We start from the raw sequence: 15,912 nt of genomic DNA on the forward strand, positions 1-15,912 counted from the left end.
TACGTCCCGAACCGCCCCACGAAGGACACCCGATGAGCGACCAGATCACCCGGCCCGACCAGACCGCACCGACCATGCGCCTCGGCCGAATCCGAGGACCTGCTGTCAAGACCGACCAGACCATCCTGGCCAGCGACCCGAACCGCAAGGGCAACTGCGTCGCGGCGTGCATCGCCACGATCTGCGGCGTACCTCTCGCCGAGGTGCCGCACTTCATCGAGTTCGGCATCGCCTACGGCGATTCTGACGACGTCGCCGAGGTCAGCCACGGCAACAACTGGTGGGCGATGGTCCTCGGCTTCCTCGCTGGCCACGGGCTGTGGGTCGTCGAGCACGAGCACGTGACCGACGTCGACCGGTTCGACTTCGCCCTGGTCGCCGGGATGAGCCCCCGCGGCGTCATGCACCAGGTCATCTACCGCGAGGGACGGCTCTGGCACGACCCCCACCCGAGCCGCGACGGCGTGCTCGAGATCCGCGAAGTGCTTGCCGTTCAGGCCCTGCCCGGTTTCGACCACACCCCCACCACCGAGGAGACCCGATGAGGCCCACACCCATCCCCGACGCCGAGGTCTGGGAAGGCGCGACCCGTCTGGTCATCGCTGCTCCGGACGGCGACCTGACCAACCCCGACATCGCGCCAGTCGAGGCTCTGGTCGACCGCGGACCGTCGGGCGCACGCAACCTCTCGGTGCGCTGCGAGCTCGAGGACGACGACCTAGCCAAGCTCGCCGCGGGCGGCACGATCTGGATCACGTTCTGGGGCGGCATGGTGCCCTGGTCGGCGAGCGTGGTGGACGCCCGATGAGGTGCGAAGCGTGCGAGGCCCAGCGGGAGTACGACCACCACGTGCACCCCGAGGGCTGCCTCTGCGAGTGGGACGGCCAGCGCCGCGGGTTCACCGGTGGCATGGTCCGCATCGAGTACTCACGGTGTCCGCTCCACGGGTCGTGTGCCTGGGTCGAGTGCTCGACGCCGGGCTGGCACGAGCACCCCGACCAGTTCGTTTGGGTCAACCCGGGCGACCCGACCGCCGGTGAGGTCCGCGTCCTGGTGAAGGCCGACGGCACGGTCACGATCAGCGAGGCTGCGCTGGCGCAGCTGCTGGTTGACGCCGGCTGGGAGCGGGCCCGATGAGTGCCATCCGCGCAGTCCGTGCCTTCGGCTGGCAACTCGACTGGCGGCCCGATCGCTGGCTCCCGCTCGGTGTGCGGGAGGGATGGCCTGGCGCTCCCCGCTGGTGGATCCTCGACCTCGGCCGCCTGGGGATGGCCACCCTCGGCAAGGTGGTGCCCCTCGGTGAGGTCGCGCCACCCGCACGGCTGGTGTTCCCCGAGCCGACCGACACCCAACGCCGAGCGCAGGCCCGGCTCGCGGCCTTCCTCGGCATCGACCTCGCCCACGTGCACGGCTGGATCCGCGTCAACACCGAGGACTTGCGCCGAGACCGCTACGGGATGCCACTCAACGAGCCGGTCTCGCGCATCACCTACACCGGCACCGTGCACGCTCGACCCCGGCTGGGCCACCTCGTCGCCACCACGGTCGACGAGGGTCTGTTCAGCTGGTCGGTCCAGGTCCTCGCGAAGGACCTGGCGGAGGCGCTCCGATGATCGATCTCACCTGCCCCCGCCGGCAACGCCTACTTCTCGATGACGCTGCTGCCCGGCTGCGCCCCGCCCTTGACGGCGCGGTAGGCAACCGCGGCATCGCGGACCATCTCTGCTCGGGTGTTGCCCGAGTAGTCCTCTGCGTCCTTGAGCAGGCCGAGGATCGCGTCGTAGAGCGCTGCCTGGGCTTCTGGAAATTCCGCCATGTCTGGCCCCTTTCGTCGGGGCGTCCCGTGTGGACGCCCAGTCCGATGACCGTAACTCCGACCGCCGACACCACCCAGGAGCACGCGTGACCGACACCCGCCGCCCACCCGCCTGCCACCACGACCAAGAGGCCGGCCACAGGGTCACCCGCGAGCACCGCGACGACTGCCCTGACCCGTCCACCCACAACGGATGCGTCCCCTGCACCGCACCCCATTGCGTCCTCTGCGGACGTGCGCACGCCGACAACGACCACCCCCTCACCTGCCCCGAATGCATCGGCAAAGTCAGGGTCGACCTCGACGACATCCGCCACCTCTGCCGCCACCTCCGCTGGCAAGCCGCAAGGGGTGGCCGCGACGGCCGCCTGATCGCAGCCGCCCCCATCCCCGGCGGCGACGCCATGGTCCTCATCGCCAGGGCCGGCGCCGACGCCGATGACCTCATCACCAGCTTCGGCCCCATCAAGGGCAACCCCAAGGCCAACCTCCTCGACGAGGACCACCACCCCCACGACGTCGTCCCACCCCTGCTCCCGCTCATCGGGTGGGACTACCAGTGGCGCCACCACTTCGACCACCACCCACCCGCGAAGCCATCGGTCACCGGGATCACTCACTACCTGGCCGACCACCTCACCCGCATGGCCCAGGCCGTCGACGGCCCCGACTGGGTGCGGTTCGCCGACGACATCGCCGCCCTGCGCCGCCAGCTCGAGGGCGTGCTCCACGACGAGCGGGAGCCCGAGCGTGGGATCGGGTGCTTCGAGTGCGGCCGCCAGCTGGTCCGGAAGTTCGGTGACCCGAAGCCGTGCCGGCACCGCACCCCCGGCCGGGTCCACCTCGACCAGGTCAAGGCCGACGCCACGGCCGCTCGCCGGCGGCTGCAGGTGCTGGCCACGTACCCCGAGCTCGGGCCGCCGACGTACGCCGAGGAGCGCGCCGCCCGCCGCGTCCCCACCGCGGCCGAGGAGTCGCGGGCCCGGATCCCCTGCTCGGAGTGCACCAACCAGGGCGGGATCGTCGACCCTTCGATCGGGCAGTCGTGGGAGTGCACCGGCTGCCGGAAGGCCTACACCCCGGGCGAGTACGCCAACGCCGTCCGGTCCCACCTCCTCAAGGGCGGCCCCGACGGCGACGGGTGGACCCACATCACAATGGCGGCCGAGGCCGCGACCACCCAGACGGGGCTGCCGATTCCGGCGTCGACGGTGCGGAAGTGGATGGACCGCGGGAAGGTCGCCGGGGTGTGCCGGTGGACGTCGTCGATCGACGGCCGCACCGCCGTCGTGCCCCAGGCTGCCCCGGGCCGCGCGCACTCCGTGATCGTGGCGGAGTATGCCGGGCGGGTGGTGCCGGCGGCGTGGGGCAGCCGGCTGGTGTTTTGGCCAGACGTCGCCGACCAGGCCGCGAAGATGGTCGTGCGGTCCCACGATGCGGAGGTCGCGCGGCGGCTGCGCGCGGAGAAGGCGGCGCTCGAGGCGACCGGCAAGGCATCATGACCCGCGTGAAGCCATCACCCAGGAAGCGCAGCAGAGCGGCGGACACCCGCGCCCGGGGTGTCCTCGTCCTGTCTTGCGTCGCTGCAGCTCTCCTTGTGCTCAGTCTGGCCATGCTCGCGACCTGGCGATCAGGCGGAGCATGGGCGGACGTCGCCGGGTGGATAGAAGCACTCGCCACTCTCGCCGCGTTCTCGGCTGCCGTGGTCGCCGCGGTGGTCGTGTCACGCACCTTCGAGGTCGAGCGCGCCCGCGACGATCGGGCGCAGGCCTCGCTCATCGCAGCCTGGACAACGGGCGAAACGGAAGGGGACTACGCGATCGACCCAGTCACCGAACTCGAAGTGGATCGTGGGATCACCTTCGTTCAGGTAGCTGTCCGCAACGCTTCCCCAGTCCCAGTTCGCAACGTTCAAGTGCGGCTCGACCTGCAAGCCGTGCCCGTCCGCCCCACGTCTCGCGAGGACAGCGGCACCACGCACGCAAGCCGCTACTTCGGTACGGCCGACATTGAAACCCTGCCTCCGGAGGATGAACGGGAGATTCACTGGGTGACCGCTCGCATGCCGGTCGACCCACTCGCTCCGGAGTTCCCCCGCGAGCACACCGTGCGATTTCACCTGTCGATGCGCTTCACAGACGCTGCTGGCTACACGTGGGAGCGCGACCACATCGGTCGCCTGACCCGTATTGCAGCGCCGCGACCGACCGCGGTTCCGATGGGCCGGCCGGACTACTAGTTGACACGACACCCAGATCGGGTGTCTCATCTCCTCAAGACCTCGCGACCCCGAAACACGGACCCGCGGGGTTTTCGTGCGTCCAGGGGGTGATGGGCCATGACCGCCACCGGCCACGACCTCATGGTCGACATGATCCGCACCCAACTCGCCCCCGAGCTCCGCGAACGCCCCTGGGACACCCCCGGCGCCATGGCCGCGGCCCTCGACCGCACCACCATCCAGACCCCCGCGCTCGACCTCATCGACGCCCACCTCGTCAAGGTCGCGAACGGCGAGATCGAACGGCTTATCATCTCGATGCCACCTCAGGAGGGGAAGTCCGAGCGGGCCTCGCGCAGGTTCCCGCTGTGGATGCTGCACCGCGACCCCAACCTCCGCATCGCGATCGTGTCGTTCGGCCACGACGTCGCCCGCCGGTGGGGTCGCAAGATCCGTGACGACCTCAAGGCCAACCCCCGCCTCGGCCTCACCCTGTCCGAGTCCACCCGGGCCCAGCACGAGTTCGAGCTCGTCGGCTACTCCGGCGGCGTGATCTGCGTCGGCGTCGAGGGCGGCCTCACCTCCCGACCGGTGGACCTGCTGATCATCGACGACCCCTACAAGGACGCGAAGCAAGCCGACTCCGCAGCCTGGGCCGCCACCGTCCGCAACTTCTGGACCGAGGTCGCCCTCCCCCGCCTTGCCCCTGGCGCACCCGTGGTGATCATCCAGACCCGGTGGCGCGAGGATGACCTCGCCGGGTGGCTCGCCACCGAGGGCGACGACTGGACCGTCCTCAACATCCCCGCCCAGGCCGACCACAACCCCGAGAGGGGCGAGACCGACGTCCTCGGCCGGCAGCCCGGCGAGTTCATGGAGTCCGCCCGCCGCCGCTCCACCGCCGACTGGGCCAAGAAGATCCGCGAGGTCGGATCCCGGGCTTGGAACGCGCTCTACCAGGGCCGCCCATCACCGGCCGAAGGGTCGATGTTCAAGCGCGACATGTGGGCCGAGTACGACGTTGCCCAGCACCTCGTCCGCGACGACGGCACCTGTATCGTCACGAGCTTCGACGACATGCTCATCTCCTGGGACCTGACCTTCAAGGGCACCGAGGGCACCGACTTCGTGTGCGGCCAGGTCTGGATGCGCCGCGGTGCCGACGCCTTCCTCCTCGACCAGGTCCACGCCCGCATGGACTTCCCCGAGACCTGCAGGCAGGTCCGGCAGCTCGCCGCCAAGTGGCCGCAAGCGCTGCTGAAGATCGTCGAGGACAAGGCCAACGGTCCAGCCGTCATTGCGGCACTCTCCCGCACGGTCCCCGGGATCGTGCCCGAGGAGCCGCAGGGTGGGAAGGAAGCCCGTGCCGCCGCGGTGTCCCCGCTGGTGGAGGCCCGCAACGTGTGGCTCCCTTCACCCGAGCTCGCCCCTTGGGTCGGCGGCCTGATCGACGAGGCAGCCGGCTTCCCGACGGCCGCTCATGACGACCGCGTGGATTGCCTGACCCAGGCGCTCAACCGGTTGATCCTGCAGCCGCTGATGCACGGTGAGGGCGGGCTGCAGGACCTCCGGCATGGTCTCGGTGCTGACTTCGAGCAGGCCGAGGCGCGAGGGTTCTGGTCCAGTCCCGTCTAGGCCGCCGGATACGTAGACGTCGTGGGCGAATAGTGGGAGAATGAGAGCGGCTCCCGAGGTGCTGGAAACACCGCCGGGAGCCTGACCCACTCACTCGACTACAACGAGGAAAGGGCTGCCGTGAAGGCTACCCACTGCTCGGTCCCAGAATGCGACCGCCCGATCAACGCTCGGGAACTCTGCAAGGCCCACTACTACCGGTGGTCGCGCTACGGCGACCCGCTCGGTACGCCACCACCGCGTGCACCACGACCCTTGAAGGCAAAGAACCCGTGCACTATCGACGGGTGCGACCTGGTCCAGTACGGGCGTGGCTGGTGCGAGAACCACTACGCCCGGTGGCGGCGGCACGGCTCGACCCACGACAAGCGCGCAGAGAGCCGCGACGCCCGTGTTCGCTTCGAGGAGCGAGTCGACCGGACGACCACCCCACTCGGGTGCCACCTCTGGCAGGGACCACCCAACGGGTCGGGTTACGGCTACTTCAACCTGAACGGCCGAAGCGTCGGCGCTCACGTCGCGGCCTGCCTCCTGGCGGGTGTCGACGTGCCTTCGGGCTACGAGCCCGACCACCTGTGCCGCGTCCCACTGTGCGTCCGCATGGACCACCTCGAAGTCGTCACCGCGGCCGAGAACAAGCGCCGAGCGGCGTCGGTGCGTTGGGGCAAGGTGTCGGCATGACCGCCGACCTACGTCATGTCGTCTACGCCAATCTGCGCAAGAACCTCCGCTTCCTGCGCCGCACGACCCGCAGCGGCGACCACTGGATGAAGCAACGCGACCTCGTCGACGCCCTCGCCCTGCAGGGCATCAGCGGCTGGCACCCGCAGACAGTCAGCCAGGTGGAGAACGGCAGTCGAGGCGTCGACGCGGCAGAGCTGGTTGCGCTCTCACGGATCTTCCGGGTGACTGTCGATGAGCTTCTGAACGCGGACGCCGGGCACGACCCGAGGCCCAGCATCGGGATCTACGAGCAGCTGACATGGCCGTGAATCCTGGGGTGCTGCAGCAGTTTGCCGACACGTACAGGGCGGCGTACAACACCAAGCCGCACCACGCCACGTCGATCACTGCCGCCGCGCTGGGGATCTCGCGCGCCACCGCGATTCGTCGCCTTGCCGCTGTCCGTGCGGCCGGGCTCTTCGTCGAGAGCAAGCACGGCCCGAAGCACGCCCGCTGGACTAGCGACGGGCCGTCGTGGCTTGCCTGCCGCCACTGTCGCGAGCCCTGGCCGTGCACATCTGCCCGCGACGGAGAGACCGCCGTCGACGGCCCTCATCTTTGCCCGGAGTTGACGGAGAGCTGCTCTCGCTGCCGCCCCATGCTTGGCTTATCGCCCGATACCCCCGCCCCCGTCGCACCCGGACCGTTGTGTGACGACGCCACCGCGCAGGACATCGCGGCCCACGCCGCCGCTGTCGTCGCCTACACCGTCGCGACCGCTGCTGCGAACCCCGTCTGACCCACCCCACGCCCGAGGAGGTCCACATGCCCGACTGGACCCTCACCGAGGCAGACGAGACCGCCGCCCTGGCGCCCCTGCAGGAGCAGCTGGCCGCCGAGCAGCAGATGGTGTGGCTCCTCAAGGAGTCCTACGCCGACCTAGAGAACCTCTACCGCGACGACCTCGGGTGGAAGAAGCTCGGCGGCGAGTCCACCGCCTTCACAGCCGAGGGCCGCAACCGCATGGCCGCCCTCGCCGACCTCTCCGCCACCGGCAACGCGCTGATCAAGCGCGGCCTGAACCTCCGCATCGCCTACGTGTGGGGCCAAGGCGTCACAGTCGCCGTGCGCGACGACGGCTCCACCGGCCAGGACGTCAACGCCGTGTGGCAGGCGTTCTGGGACGAGGCCACCAACCGCCGCGAGTTCACCTCCTCGGAGGCCCAGACCCGCTACGAGCGGCGCCTCGGCACCCGCGGTGAGGCGTTCTGGGCGTTCCCCACCGACCCGCTCACTGGTCGTGTCCGGGTCCGGCACATCCCGGCGAAGGAGATCGTCGACCGGGTCTGCAACCCCGAGGATGTCGCCGACGTGTGGCTCTACAAGCGGTTGTGGACCGCCGTCACCCTCGACCGTGCCACCGGCCGCAAGGGCACCGAGCAGCGCATCACGTACTACCCGGCGCTCGGGTTCTACCCCCGCCAGCGCGCGCAGTCGTGGGACGGCACCGAGATCCGGTGGGACGCACCCATGCGCCCGGTCACTGTGAACTGCCCCGACGAGGACTGGCGCGGTGTTGGCGACGTCCTCGCCGCGATGCCCTGGGCGAAGATGGACAAGGAGTTCTTGGAGGACCTGGCCGTCTACATGCGGGCCCTGACCCGGATCCTGGGCCAGATCACTGCGAAGTCCGGCCGCGCGGCCTCTGCCGCAGCCGCGGCCGTGAACGCCGCCAACGTCGCCGGTGGCACCCCGGCCGGCGCCTGGGCCGCGACCGACGCTGGGACCACGATGTCGATGGTCTCCAAGTCCGGCGCCCAGATCGACGGCGAGACCCACCGGCCGTTCGCGACCATGGTCGCCGCCGCCCTCGAGGTCCCCCTGACCATGCTGCTCGGCGACCCGGGCGTCTCCGGCTCGAGGGCGACCGCCGAGACCCTGGACCAGCCGACCGAGCTCATGGCCCGGCTGCGCCAGGAGGTCCACGCGGAGTTCTTCCGCGACGTCGCCGGCTACGTCATCGACATGGCCGTCGTCGCACCCCGGGGCTCGCTGCGTGGCAGCGTCGTGCGCGACGGTGACCGCCTAGTCGTGACGCTGCCTGAGGGCGACGACCGCACGGTCGACATCGACTGGCCCGAGTTCGACTCCACCCCGCTCAAGGACCTGGTCGCCGCGATCGCCGAGGCCGACGCCACCGAGAAGGTCCCGCCGGTCGAGATCTTCAAGCTGTTCGCCCGGGCGTTCGGGCTCGACGACATCGACGACCTGATCGACGCGATGACCGACGAGGACGGCAACTGGATCGACCCGGCTGCTAGCGCCGGCGACGTGGCCGCCCAGAGGTTCCGCCGCGGCGGCGACCCGGCCGGCGTGACCGACCCCGAGGCCTGACCGTGGCCGTCACCCGCCGCACCCTGCGCCTCCAGGAGCAGCTCCGCCGCGAGCTGCTGGCCATCACCGACACCCAAACCCGCACCCTGGTCAGCGCCTGGGTCGACGCCTGGAACGAGGTCGAGGCCGACCTCACCGCCGTCCTCCTCGACATGCTCACCGCCGGCGACCAGGTCACCCGCGCCCAGCTGCTCCGATCCACCCGCCTCCGCAAGGCCCTCGGCGTCATCGCCGACCACCTCGAGCGGCTCATCGAGGACGCCGGAATCACCATCACCGGCGACCTGCGCACGGTCATCGACACCGCAGGCGGCGCCCAAGCCTCCGTCATCGACTCCCAGCTCCCGCCCCGCTCCAACCTCCTCGACGACCTCGACTCCTGGTCGCGCGTCAGCGAACGCCAGATCGAGGCGATCGTGACCCGGTCCACGCAGCAGATCACCTCGCTCCTCGACCCCCTCTCCGGTGAGGCGTACGACGCCGTACGCCGCGAGCTCATCCGCGGCGTCGCCTCCGGCTCCAACCCCCGCGCCACCGCGGCGCGGATGGTGCGCCGCGCCGAGAAGGGCTTCAACGGCGGCCTCAACCGGGCACTCACCATCGCCCGCACCGAGACCCTCGACGCGCACCGCACCGCCGCCGCTCTCGGCCAGGCGCAGCACGGCGACGTGCTCGCCGGGTGGACGTGGCTCGCGAAGCTCGACACCCTCACCTGCCCCTCGTGCTGGTCCCAGCACGGCACCCTCCACGACCTCACCGACCCGGGCCCGTTTGACCACCAGTCCGGCCGGTGCGGACGGATGCCCACCGTGAAGCCCTGGTCGGACCTCGGCCTCGACATCGACGAGCCCCCGTCGTTGATCCCCGACGCCGGGGACCTCTTCGACGGGCTCACCTCAGCCGAGCAGCTCGCGATCCTCGGCCCGGCCCGGTACGACGCCTGGGCTCGCGGGGAGTTCCCGCTCACCGCCTGGTCGGTGCGGCGTACGACGCCCGGGTGGCGCGACTCGTTCGGTGTCGCGCCGGTGCCTCAGAGCGGTGGCCGGGTCCGGTCCGTGGCCTGAGCCGGTTCGTACCTGACCGACCCGCAGCGGACGCACGACGACGTGACGTCCAACCGGGTCCTGCGCAGCCCCACCTCGACCAGCCGCCACACGTGCTCGACGCAGTCCGCGTCGTCGTCAGCACCCATCCGCCGAACGCTACCCGTGACCGGGAGGTCTGACCATGCCCAAGCCGCTCACCGAGAGCGTCAACCTCGCCGAGGCTTCCACCTCGACGACCGACGACGCAGGCCTACTCGAGGTCGAGTTCATCACCCCCGGCTGGGGCTCCTCGGGCTACTACTCCCCGAAGGTCATCGAGGCCGCCGCCCCGCTCTTCGCCGTCGGCACCCACATGTACTTCGACCACCCCACCGAGACCGAGCACCACGAGCGCCCCGGTCGTTCCGTGCGGGACCTCGCTGCCGTCATCATCGAGGCCGGCGTCGTCAACAAGGCCACCGGTGGCATCCGCGGCAAGGTCAAGCCCCTCGCTCCCTACCGCGAGCTCCTGACCGATGAGGCATTCGCCTCCAACGTCGGGGTCTCCATCCGCGCCTCCGCCTCCGACATCGTCGTGGGCGAGGCCGAGGGACGCCGCGGACCCATCATCGAGGGCCTGGTCGAGGTCGACTCTGTCGACTTCGTCACCCGCGCCGGCCGCGGCGGGAAGGTCCTCGCGGTCCTCGAGTCCGCCCGGCACGCCGACGTCCATGAGGCCACAGCCTCTGACCGCCACCAGCAGCTGCAGCGCGCCGTCCGCGCCGAGCACGACGGAACGAACGGGTGGGTCTACGTCCGCGACCACGACGCCGACGAGCGCGTCGTGTGGTTCGAGATCTCCGGCGAGGGCCCCACCGAGACCTGGCAGCAGACCTACGACGTCGGCGCCAACGACGTCGACATCACCCTGACCGGCGAGCCCACCCGGGTCTCGGCGCTCACCACCTACGTCCCGGTCACCCGGCCGGACAGCACCATCCCAACCACGGAGTCCCAGGAGGACACCATGCCCAAGATCCAGATCGAGGAGGCCGAGCACGCTCGCCTCACCGAGACGGCCGGTCGGGTGGACGCGCTCGAGTCCGAGAACGTCACCCTGAAGGCCGAGCGCGACCAGCTCCGCGAGGCCGACGCCACCCGCGTCCGCACCGACCGTGCCCGCGAGATCGTCGCCGACCGCGCCAAGGAGGCCGGCGTCGAGTTCACCGCTCTCGAGGCCCGCGGCCTGATCGCTGACCTCCCCATCAAGGACGGCGCCCTCGACGAGGACGCGTTCACCACCACCGTCGACGAGAACGCCACCGCCAAGAAGAGCCCCGGCACCGGCGTCAAGGGCTTCGGCGCCTCCGCCCAGACCACCGAGGAGTCCGCCACCGAGCGGCCCACGACCACCCCGTGGGGCCGCCCCCTCACGGTGAAGGGAGCCTGACATGGCCACCAACGAGAAGTTCCGCCCCGGCGACAAGGTCTCCCTGCCCGTCGCGGCCGGCAAGAAGTCTGGCGACCCGGTCCGCGTGGGCAGCCTCAACGGTGTCTGCGCCACCGACCGCGCCAAGGTCGACGTCTCCCCGACGAACACCGACGGCACCGTCAACGCCACCTACAACTACGGCGGCGGCAACATCACCGGCAACGCGTCGGTGTGGCTCGACGGCGGTCACGAGTTCACGGTCGCGTTCGCGGTCGCGAACATCGGCGACCCCGTCTACATCCTCGCCGACGGCTCCGCCCTCACCGGCACCGTGACCGCGAACAACCTGTACGGCCACGCCCTCACCACGAAGGGCGCGCCCAGCGGGCCCCTGACCGTTCGCATCGCGAACTGATCGGAGCACGACCATGACGATCGAGCTGCTCACCGGAGACGCCGCGGTCAACGCCGCCTCGGACTCCGACTTCTCCGGCACCTTCAACCCCCGCGCCCTGCGCGTCGGGGAGTCGCTCGCCGAGCGTGCCACGACCATGTTGGGCGAGGCCTTCGCCAACAAGTGGGGCGCCGACGTGCGCCTCGCCGAGGCGTTCTCGACCAGCGACTTCAAGCTCGCCGCCTCGGTCGAGCTCGACAAGGAGATGCTCACCCAGTACGACGAGCTCCCCTCCACGTGGGACCAGTACTCCGACACCACCACCGTGCGGGACTTCCGTCCCAAGCGGCTGCAGTCGCGCTGGCGCTCCACGATCGGGATGTCCCGGGTCCCCGAGCTCACCGAGTACCCGGCCGACGACCGCCGCGGTGCCACCGAGTACGCGATCCAGGTCGCCAAGTACGGCCGCCGGTTCGCGATCTCGTGGGAGGCCTGGATGAACAACGAGGCCATCGGTGAGATCGAGGACCTCCCCGGCGAGCTGGCCCGCCAGGCCCGCGAGACCGAGATGATCGCCGCGGTCTCCAACCTGCTGCTCGTCGACCCGGCGACCAACACCGCCACCGACGTCAACACCGGCTTCTTCAAGGCCGGCAACGGCAACACCCCCACGGCACTGCCGCTGAACCGCGCCAACCTCAAGTCGGTGTGGGACGGCATGGCGACCAAGAAGGACCCGAACAGCAAGCGGGTCATCGCCCGGCCTGACATGACCCTGGTCATCCCGAAGTCGCTCGAGGCCACCGTGCTCTCGATCGTGCGACCGACGGTCGTCCGGACCACGGTCAACGGTGTCGAGGTCGAGGAAACCAACGAGTTCTCGTCCTTGTCCTACGTCGTCGAGCCGATGCTCGACTTCGTCAACGCGCACGCGAACGCCGCGACCACGTGGTTCCTCGTTCCCAAGCCGCGCAGCACGCGCCCTGCCCTGTGGGTCGCGAAGCTGGCCGGCCACGAGCAGCCCGACCTGCGCGTCAGGGCCGACACCGGCCAGCGCGTCGGTGGCGGTGACATCTCGGCGCTCGAGGGGTCCTTCGAGATCGACGACATCCAGTACCGCGGTCGTCACATCGTCGGCAACCAGCAGGGCGACCCGCTGTTCACCTACGTCTCGCGCGGCGCCTGAGCCGAGACCTGCACCGCCGGTGGGCGGGGCGGCGATCCCGCCCCGTCCACCGGATCAGCACCACCTGAGGAGGACCCATGGCCACGCCCAACGAGCTCGTCCGGTTCCTCGTCAACGACGTACGTCTCGGGGACGTCACCGGCAACGCCTTCTCTGACCTCGAGATCGACGGCTACCTCGCGCTCGAGGGCGGCAATGTCAAGCGTGCCGCCGCGCAGGCCATCGACACGATCGCCGACAACGAGGCCCTCGCCTCGAAGGTCTACCGCTCCCAGGACGTCGGTACCGACGGCGCGAAGATCGCCGACGCGCTCCGCAAGCGCGCGACCGCCCTGCGCGCCCAGGCTGACCGTGAGGACGACCAGGCTGACGAGAGCACCCACTTCTCGCTGGTGAACTTCGACGGACCCACCCGTTGCGGGCCCGAGCTCACCGAGCGGCCCTGGTGATGCAGCGCCAGCACACCGGCCGCCCCGGCACCCGCGTCCTCCCCAACGAGACCGCCGGCCGCGCCGTGCTCGGCCGCACCATGACCGCCCCTGTCATCCTCCGCGCCCCGGGCACCGTCCAGGCCTGGTCGGACGCCGAGCAGCAGATGGTCGCCACCCCGAACGCCCCCTACTTCGACGGCCTGGCCCGCATCCAGGCCATGACCAACGACGCCCGCGAGACCAACGCCGCCGAGGACACCATCACCGTGTCCGGCTACCTCGTCACCGTGCCCGCGACCGTGGCTGCCTCCGTCGACGACGAGGTCGTGCCCACCAACACCGGCGACACCACCCTCGACGGCCGCGTCCTCCGTGTCCGCGACGTCGTGCGCGGCACCGCCGTGCGGTTCGAGCGCGACCTGATCTGCACTCTCGGGACCTAGGAGACACACCATGGGCGCCAACCTCGACATCACCCAGGCCGTCGCCCACGGGTCCCGCCTCGCCCAAGCAGGCGTACGGATCGGCGCGCCCGCCTCGGCGGTGCTGCGTCGTACGGCGTTCGCGATCGAGGCCGACGCCAAGGCCCTCATCGTCGCGATGGACGCCGTCGACACCGGCGACATGCTCAACAGCGTCACGACCGAGATCACCGGCGACGGCCGCTCCGGGTCGATGTCGGCCGAGGTCGGCCCCACCGTCGACTACGGCATCTACGTCCACGAGGGCACCTCCGTCATGGCTGGCCGCCCCTACCTGGCCAACGCTTTCGACCGCCAGGTCCCCGGCTTCCAGGCTGCCCTCGCCCAGCTCGCCGCGGCCGGGACCTGAGCGCCGTGCCCGAGATCTCGCGCCGTCTCGTCGCGGTCGCGGTCGCGACCCGCCTGGTCGGGGTCACCAACGCGACCGGGTACGTCGGCAAGGTCTCCGCCCTAAGCGGCCTCCCCGGTGTCACCGGCACCCCCGACTCCCCGCCCGTGAAGTCCGCGTCTGACGCCCGCGTGAAGCCCTACTTCGTGCTCTTCCCCGGCGCCGGCACCCCCGGCCCCGAGACCGATCTCGGAGACAGCGTCGTCGACCTGGACCTCCCCTTCCAGCTCACCGTCGCCGGCGGCGACCTCTACGACGTCCTCGCCCTCGCTGACCGCGTCCACGCAGCCCTCCACCGGTGGGCCCCTGTCGTCGACGGACACCAGTGCGGGCCCCTGCGCGTCCCGCCCGGCTACGCCCCCGGGGTGGTCCTCACCGACCGCGACTTCACCCCCCACCGCCTCTACACGCCGCTGCAGTACCAGCTCACCGCGCACACCTGACCCTGGCGCTCGTCCGGGGACCCGCCACCCAAGGAGAACGCTCATGGCAACCATCCCCTACCAGCAGGTCGCGATCCCGGGCACCGTCCCGGCCCTCGCGGCCGCGTCTGTCGGCGGCGACAACGTCGTTCCCAACAACCGCGGCGCCCTCATGGTCCGCAACGGCAGCGCCGCCTCGATCAACGTCACCGTCGCCGTGCCCGGCAACAGCCGGTACGGCCCCGCCAACCCCGACCCCGTCATCGCGGTCGCCGCCGGCGCCACGACCCTCATCGGCCCCTTCCCCTTCGACCTCGCCGACCCCATCGACGGCCTGGTCGCCATCACCTACAGCGCGGTCGCGACGGTCACCGTCGCCGCCGTCCAGATCTGAGAGGCGCACCCATGGACGGCTTCACCGAGGTCTACGACACCCGCACCGGCTTCAAGCAGCGGGTCCCGCAGGGCTGGCTCGCCGACCCTGTCCTGGGCCGACTCATCAAGAAGAGCCCCTCCCAGCGCGCCCTTGACGGCGAGATCGGTCCCGCCCCCACCGCGGACTCCACCGTCCCGGAGATCCGCGAGTTCGCGAAGTCCGCCGAGATCGACCTCGGCGGAGCGACCAAGAAGGACGAGCTGCTCGCCGCCGTCCAGGCCGTGATCGGTACGGACCCCCTGCCCGTCGACACCGCAGCCGCCACCGACGTCGCCGTCGTGACACTGCCCGTCGGCCAGGCCGTCGACAGCCCCGTCGGCGCCCCCACCAGCACGGACCCCGCCCCGGGATCCGGAGAGACCCCGGCCACCGGGGACGAGGAGAACTGACATGCCCAAGAGCCTCGCCGACGGCCACATCAAGCTGGCCATCCTGACGACTGCACCCGCCAACCTCGCCGCGCCCACCGTGGCCGAGCTCAACGCCGGCATCAACGCTGCCTGCCGGATCCTGGCTTCCGACTTCACCTTCGGGCCCACCGACTCCGACAAGGTCGCCGAGAAGGCGCTCTGCGACATCAACAACGTCAACGCCATCGGTGCCTCGAACTACCAGGCGGGTCTCACGATCTTCCGGTACTTCAACGCCGCCACCGGTGTCGCCGACCCCACCGAGGACTCGCTCTTCACGGCCACGAAGGTGAAGGGCACGACCCTCTACATCTACGCCCGCGAGACCGGGAAGCTCGAGACCTCGCCGTGGGCCACGAGTGACGAGATCTTCCTCGGCGGCGCTGTCCTGACCGACACCCCGCAGCGCCCGTCGGACGCGGGTGGCTACATCAAGCGCCGCGTCCCGATGGAGCCGCAGTCGATGTTCCCCTACATCGCCGTCGCCTGACCCGCAGGCCCCTGAACGGGGTGGTGGGCGTTCGTCGAGGGCCGCCCGCCACCCCACTACCTCGACATCCCCTCGACACACCTCGAC

The 15,912-nt window shown here is 70.5% G+C and carries 23 protein-coding genes; 22 read left to right on the forward strand and 1 reads right to left on the reverse strand.

The window, feature by feature from the left end; translation table 11 throughout:
- Nucleotides 1–32: 32 nt before the first annotated feature.
- Genes BM204_RS15910 through BM204_RS15925 form a run of 4 tightly spaced genes read left to right on the forward strand, consistent with a single transcriptional unit; the run spans nt 33 to nt 1,613 of the window.
- Nucleotides 33–545, forward strand: coding sequence for a hypothetical protein (locus BM204_RS15910; RefSeq protein ID WP_091115360.1), 513 nt, complete (start codon nt 33–35; stop codon nt 543–545).
- Complete coding sequence (locus BM204_RS15915; protein WP_091115362.1) at nt 542–808, forward strand: hypothetical protein; 267 nt, start codon at nt 542–544, stop codon at nt 806–808. Before BM204_RS15910 ends, BM204_RS15915 begins: the two co-directional genes overlap by 4 nt.
- Nucleotides 805–1,137, forward strand: a complete 333-nt coding sequence (locus BM204_RS15920) for a hypothetical protein (RefSeq protein WP_091115364.1) — start codon at nt 805–807, stop codon at nt 1,135–1,137. The genes BM204_RS15915 and BM204_RS15920 overlap by 4 nt, the downstream gene beginning before the upstream one ends.
- Complete coding sequence (locus tag BM204_RS15925; protein WP_091115367.1) at nt 1,134–1,613, forward strand: hypothetical protein; 480 nt, start codon at nt 1,134–1,136, stop codon at nt 1,611–1,613. Before BM204_RS15920 ends, BM204_RS15925 begins: the two co-directional genes overlap by 4 nt.
- A gap of 29 nt (nt 1,614–1,642) precedes the next feature.
- On the opposite strand, the gene BM204_RS22725 is transcribed toward BM204_RS15925, so the two are convergent.
- Complete coding sequence (locus BM204_RS22725) at nt 1,643–1,816, reverse strand: hypothetical protein (protein WP_170259190.1); 174 nt, start codon at nt 1,814–1,816, stop codon at nt 1,643–1,645.
- Nucleotides 1,817–1,902: 86 nt separating this feature from the next.
- On the opposite strand from BM204_RS22725, the gene BM204_RS15930 reads away from it, so the two are divergent.
- The 18 genes from BM204_RS15930 (at nt 1,903) to BM204_RS16015 (ending at nt 15,825) form a co-directional block, all read left to right on the forward strand.
- Nucleotides 1,903–3,318 carry a hypothetical protein gene (locus tag BM204_RS15930; RefSeq protein ID WP_091115369.1) on the forward strand — a complete coding sequence of 472 codons (1,416 nt, stop codon included), beginning with the start codon at nt 1,903–1,905 and terminating at the stop codon, nt 3,316–3,318.
- A gap of 110 nt (nt 3,319–3,428) precedes the next feature.
- A complete protein-coding gene (locus BM204_RS15935) occupies nt 3,429–4,055 on the forward strand; it encodes a hypothetical protein (RefSeq protein ID WP_143099798.1) in 627 nt (208 codons plus the stop codon).
- Nucleotides 4,056–4,154: 99 nt separating this feature from the next.
- Nucleotides 4,155–5,672 (forward strand): phage terminase large subunit, encoded by a 1,518-nt coding sequence (terL, locus tag BM204_RS15940; RefSeq protein WP_246166306.1) that lies wholly within the window; start codon nt 4,155–4,157, stop codon nt 5,670–5,672.
- Between the two features lie 255 nt (nt 5,673–5,927).
- The gene (locus BM204_RS15945; protein WP_170259191.1) at nt 5,928–6,353 is read left to right on the forward strand and encodes an HNH endonuclease signature motif containing protein; all 426 of its coding nucleotides are present in this window, start codon (nt 5,928–5,930) and stop codon (nt 6,351–6,353) included.
- Nucleotides 6,350–6,664 (forward strand): helix-turn-helix domain-containing protein, encoded by a 315-nt coding sequence (locus BM204_RS15950; protein ID WP_091115376.1) that lies wholly within the window; start codon nt 6,350–6,352, stop codon nt 6,662–6,664. The genes BM204_RS15945 and BM204_RS15950 overlap by 4 nt, the downstream gene beginning before the upstream one ends.
- 8 nt (nt 6,665–6,672) lie before the next feature.
- Entirely contained in the window at nt 6,673–7,134 is a 462-nt protein-coding gene (locus tag BM204_RS15955) for a helix-turn-helix domain-containing protein (protein ID WP_143099799.1), read from the forward strand.
- 26 nt (nt 7,135–7,160) lie between these two features.
- Entirely contained in the window at nt 7,161–8,729 is a 1,569-nt protein-coding gene (locus BM204_RS15960) for a hypothetical protein (RefSeq protein ID WP_091115380.1), read from the forward strand.
- 2 nt (nt 8,730–8,731) lie between these two features.
- Nucleotides 8,732–9,793 carry a phage minor head protein gene (locus BM204_RS15965; RefSeq protein WP_091115383.1) on the forward strand — a complete coding sequence of 354 codons (1,062 nt, stop codon included), beginning with the start codon at nt 8,732–8,734 and terminating at the stop codon, nt 9,791–9,793.
- A gap of 163 nt (nt 9,794–9,956) precedes the next feature.
- Nucleotides 9,957–11,204, forward strand: coding sequence for a hypothetical protein (locus tag BM204_RS15970; protein ID WP_091115385.1), 1,248 nt, complete (start codon nt 9,957–9,959; stop codon nt 11,202–11,204).
- Nucleotide 11,205: 1 nt separating this feature from the next.
- Nucleotides 11,206–11,601 (forward strand): DUF2190 family protein, encoded by a 396-nt coding sequence (locus tag BM204_RS15975; protein ID WP_091115387.1) that lies wholly within the window; start codon nt 11,206–11,208, stop codon nt 11,599–11,601.
- A 13-nt stretch (nt 11,602–11,614) separates the two neighbouring features.
- Nucleotides 11,615–12,766 carry a phage major capsid protein gene (locus BM204_RS15980; RefSeq protein ID WP_091115389.1) on the forward strand — a complete coding sequence of 384 codons (1,152 nt, stop codon included), beginning with the start codon at nt 11,615–11,617 and terminating at the stop codon, nt 12,764–12,766.
- Between the two features lie 77 nt (nt 12,767–12,843).
- Nucleotides 12,844–13,215 carry a hypothetical protein gene (locus tag BM204_RS15985; protein WP_091115392.1) on the forward strand — a complete coding sequence of 124 codons (372 nt, stop codon included), beginning with the start codon at nt 12,844–12,846 and terminating at the stop codon, nt 13,213–13,215.
- Nucleotides 13,215–13,640, forward strand: a complete 426-nt coding sequence (locus BM204_RS15990) for a DUF6093 family protein (protein WP_091115395.1) — start codon at nt 13,215–13,217, stop codon at nt 13,638–13,640. The genes BM204_RS15985 and BM204_RS15990 overlap by 1 nt, the downstream gene beginning before the upstream one ends.
- A gap of 10 nt (nt 13,641–13,650) precedes the next feature.
- On the forward strand, nt 13,651–14,028 hold the full coding sequence (locus BM204_RS15995) for an HK97 gp10 family phage protein (RefSeq protein ID WP_091115397.1): 378 nt from the start codon (nt 13,651–13,653) through the stop codon (nt 14,026–14,028).
- A 5-nt stretch (nt 14,029–14,033) separates the two neighbouring features.
- Nucleotides 14,034–14,510 (forward strand): hypothetical protein, encoded by a 477-nt coding sequence (locus BM204_RS16000; RefSeq protein ID WP_091115399.1) that lies wholly within the window; start codon nt 14,034–14,036, stop codon nt 14,508–14,510.
- 43 nt (nt 14,511–14,553) lie between these two features.
- Nucleotides 14,554–14,883, forward strand: coding sequence for a hypothetical protein (locus tag BM204_RS16005; protein ID WP_091115401.1), 330 nt, complete (start codon nt 14,554–14,556; stop codon nt 14,881–14,883).
- Nucleotides 14,884–14,894: 11 nt separating this feature from the next.
- Nucleotides 14,895–15,314 carry a hypothetical protein gene (locus BM204_RS16010; RefSeq protein WP_091115403.1) on the forward strand — a complete coding sequence of 140 codons (420 nt, stop codon included), beginning with the start codon at nt 14,895–14,897 and terminating at the stop codon, nt 15,312–15,314.
- 1 nt (nt 15,315) lies between these two features.
- Entirely contained in the window at nt 15,316–15,825 is a 510-nt protein-coding gene (locus tag BM204_RS16015; RefSeq protein WP_091115405.1) for a phage tail tube protein, read from the forward strand.
- The last annotated feature ends 87 nt before the right edge of the window (nt 15,826–15,912 follow it).

The sequence above is a fragment of the Nocardioides psychrotolerans genome (assembly GCF_900113685.1).
GTDB lineage: Bacteria > Actinomycetota > Actinomycetes > Propionibacteriales > Nocardioidaceae > Nocardioides > Nocardioides psychrotolerans.

Excerpts from the sequence above, each read along its gene's own strand:
- BM204_RS15910 (WP_091115360.1), top strand. The coding sequence starts at position 33 with ATGAGCGACCAGATCACCCGGCCCGACCAGACCGCACCGACCATGCGC.
- BM204_RS15915 (WP_091115362.1), top strand. The coding sequence starts at position 542 with ATGAGGCCCACACCCATCCCCGACGCCGAGGTCTGGGAAGGCGCGACC.
- BM204_RS15920 (WP_091115364.1), top strand. The coding sequence starts at position 805 with ATGAGGTGCGAAGCGTGCGAGGCCCAGCGGGAGTACGACCACCACGTG.
- BM204_RS15925 (WP_091115367.1), top strand. The coding sequence starts at position 1,134 with ATGAGTGCCATCCGCGCAGTCCGTGCCTTCGGCTGGCAACTCGACTGG.
- BM204_RS22725 (WP_170259190.1), bottom strand. The coding sequence starts at position 1,816 with ATGGCGGAATTTCCAGAAGCCCAGGCAGCGCTCTACGACGCGATCCTC.
- BM204_RS15935 (WP_143099798.1), top strand. The coding sequence starts at position 3,429 with ATGCTCGCGACCTGGCGATCAGGCGGAGCATGGGCGGACGTCGCCGGG.
- terL (WP_246166306.1), top strand. The coding sequence starts at position 4,155 with ATGACCGCCACCGGCCACGACCTCATGGTCGACATGATCCGCACCCAA.
- BM204_RS15950 (WP_091115376.1), top strand. The coding sequence starts at position 6,350 with ATGACCGCCGACCTACGTCATGTCGTCTACGCCAATCTGCGCAAGAAC.
- BM204_RS15960 (WP_091115380.1), top strand. The coding sequence starts at position 7,161 with ATGCCCGACTGGACCCTCACCGAGGCAGACGAGACCGCCGCCCTGGCG.
- BM204_RS15970 (WP_091115385.1), top strand. The coding sequence starts at position 9,957 with ATGCCCAAGCCGCTCACCGAGAGCGTCAACCTCGCCGAGGCTTCCACC.
- BM204_RS15975 (WP_091115387.1), top strand. The coding sequence starts at position 11,206 with ATGGCCACCAACGAGAAGTTCCGCCCCGGCGACAAGGTCTCCCTGCCC.
- BM204_RS15980 (WP_091115389.1), top strand. The coding sequence starts at position 11,615 with ATGACGATCGAGCTGCTCACCGGAGACGCCGCGGTCAACGCCGCCTCG.
- BM204_RS15985 (WP_091115392.1), top strand. The coding sequence starts at position 12,844 with ATGGCCACGCCCAACGAGCTCGTCCGGTTCCTCGTCAACGACGTACGT.
- BM204_RS15990 (WP_091115395.1), top strand. The coding sequence starts at position 13,215 with ATGCAGCGCCAGCACACCGGCCGCCCCGGCACCCGCGTCCTCCCCAAC.
- BM204_RS15995 (WP_091115397.1), top strand. The coding sequence starts at position 13,651 with ATGGGCGCCAACCTCGACATCACCCAGGCCGTCGCCCACGGGTCCCGC.
- BM204_RS16005 (WP_091115401.1), top strand. The coding sequence starts at position 14,554 with ATGGCAACCATCCCCTACCAGCAGGTCGCGATCCCGGGCACCGTCCCG.
- BM204_RS16010 (WP_091115403.1), top strand. The coding sequence starts at position 14,895 with ATGGACGGCTTCACCGAGGTCTACGACACCCGCACCGGCTTCAAGCAG.
- BM204_RS16015 (WP_091115405.1), top strand. The coding sequence starts at position 15,316 with ATGCCCAAGAGCCTCGCCGACGGCCACATCAAGCTGGCCATCCTGACG.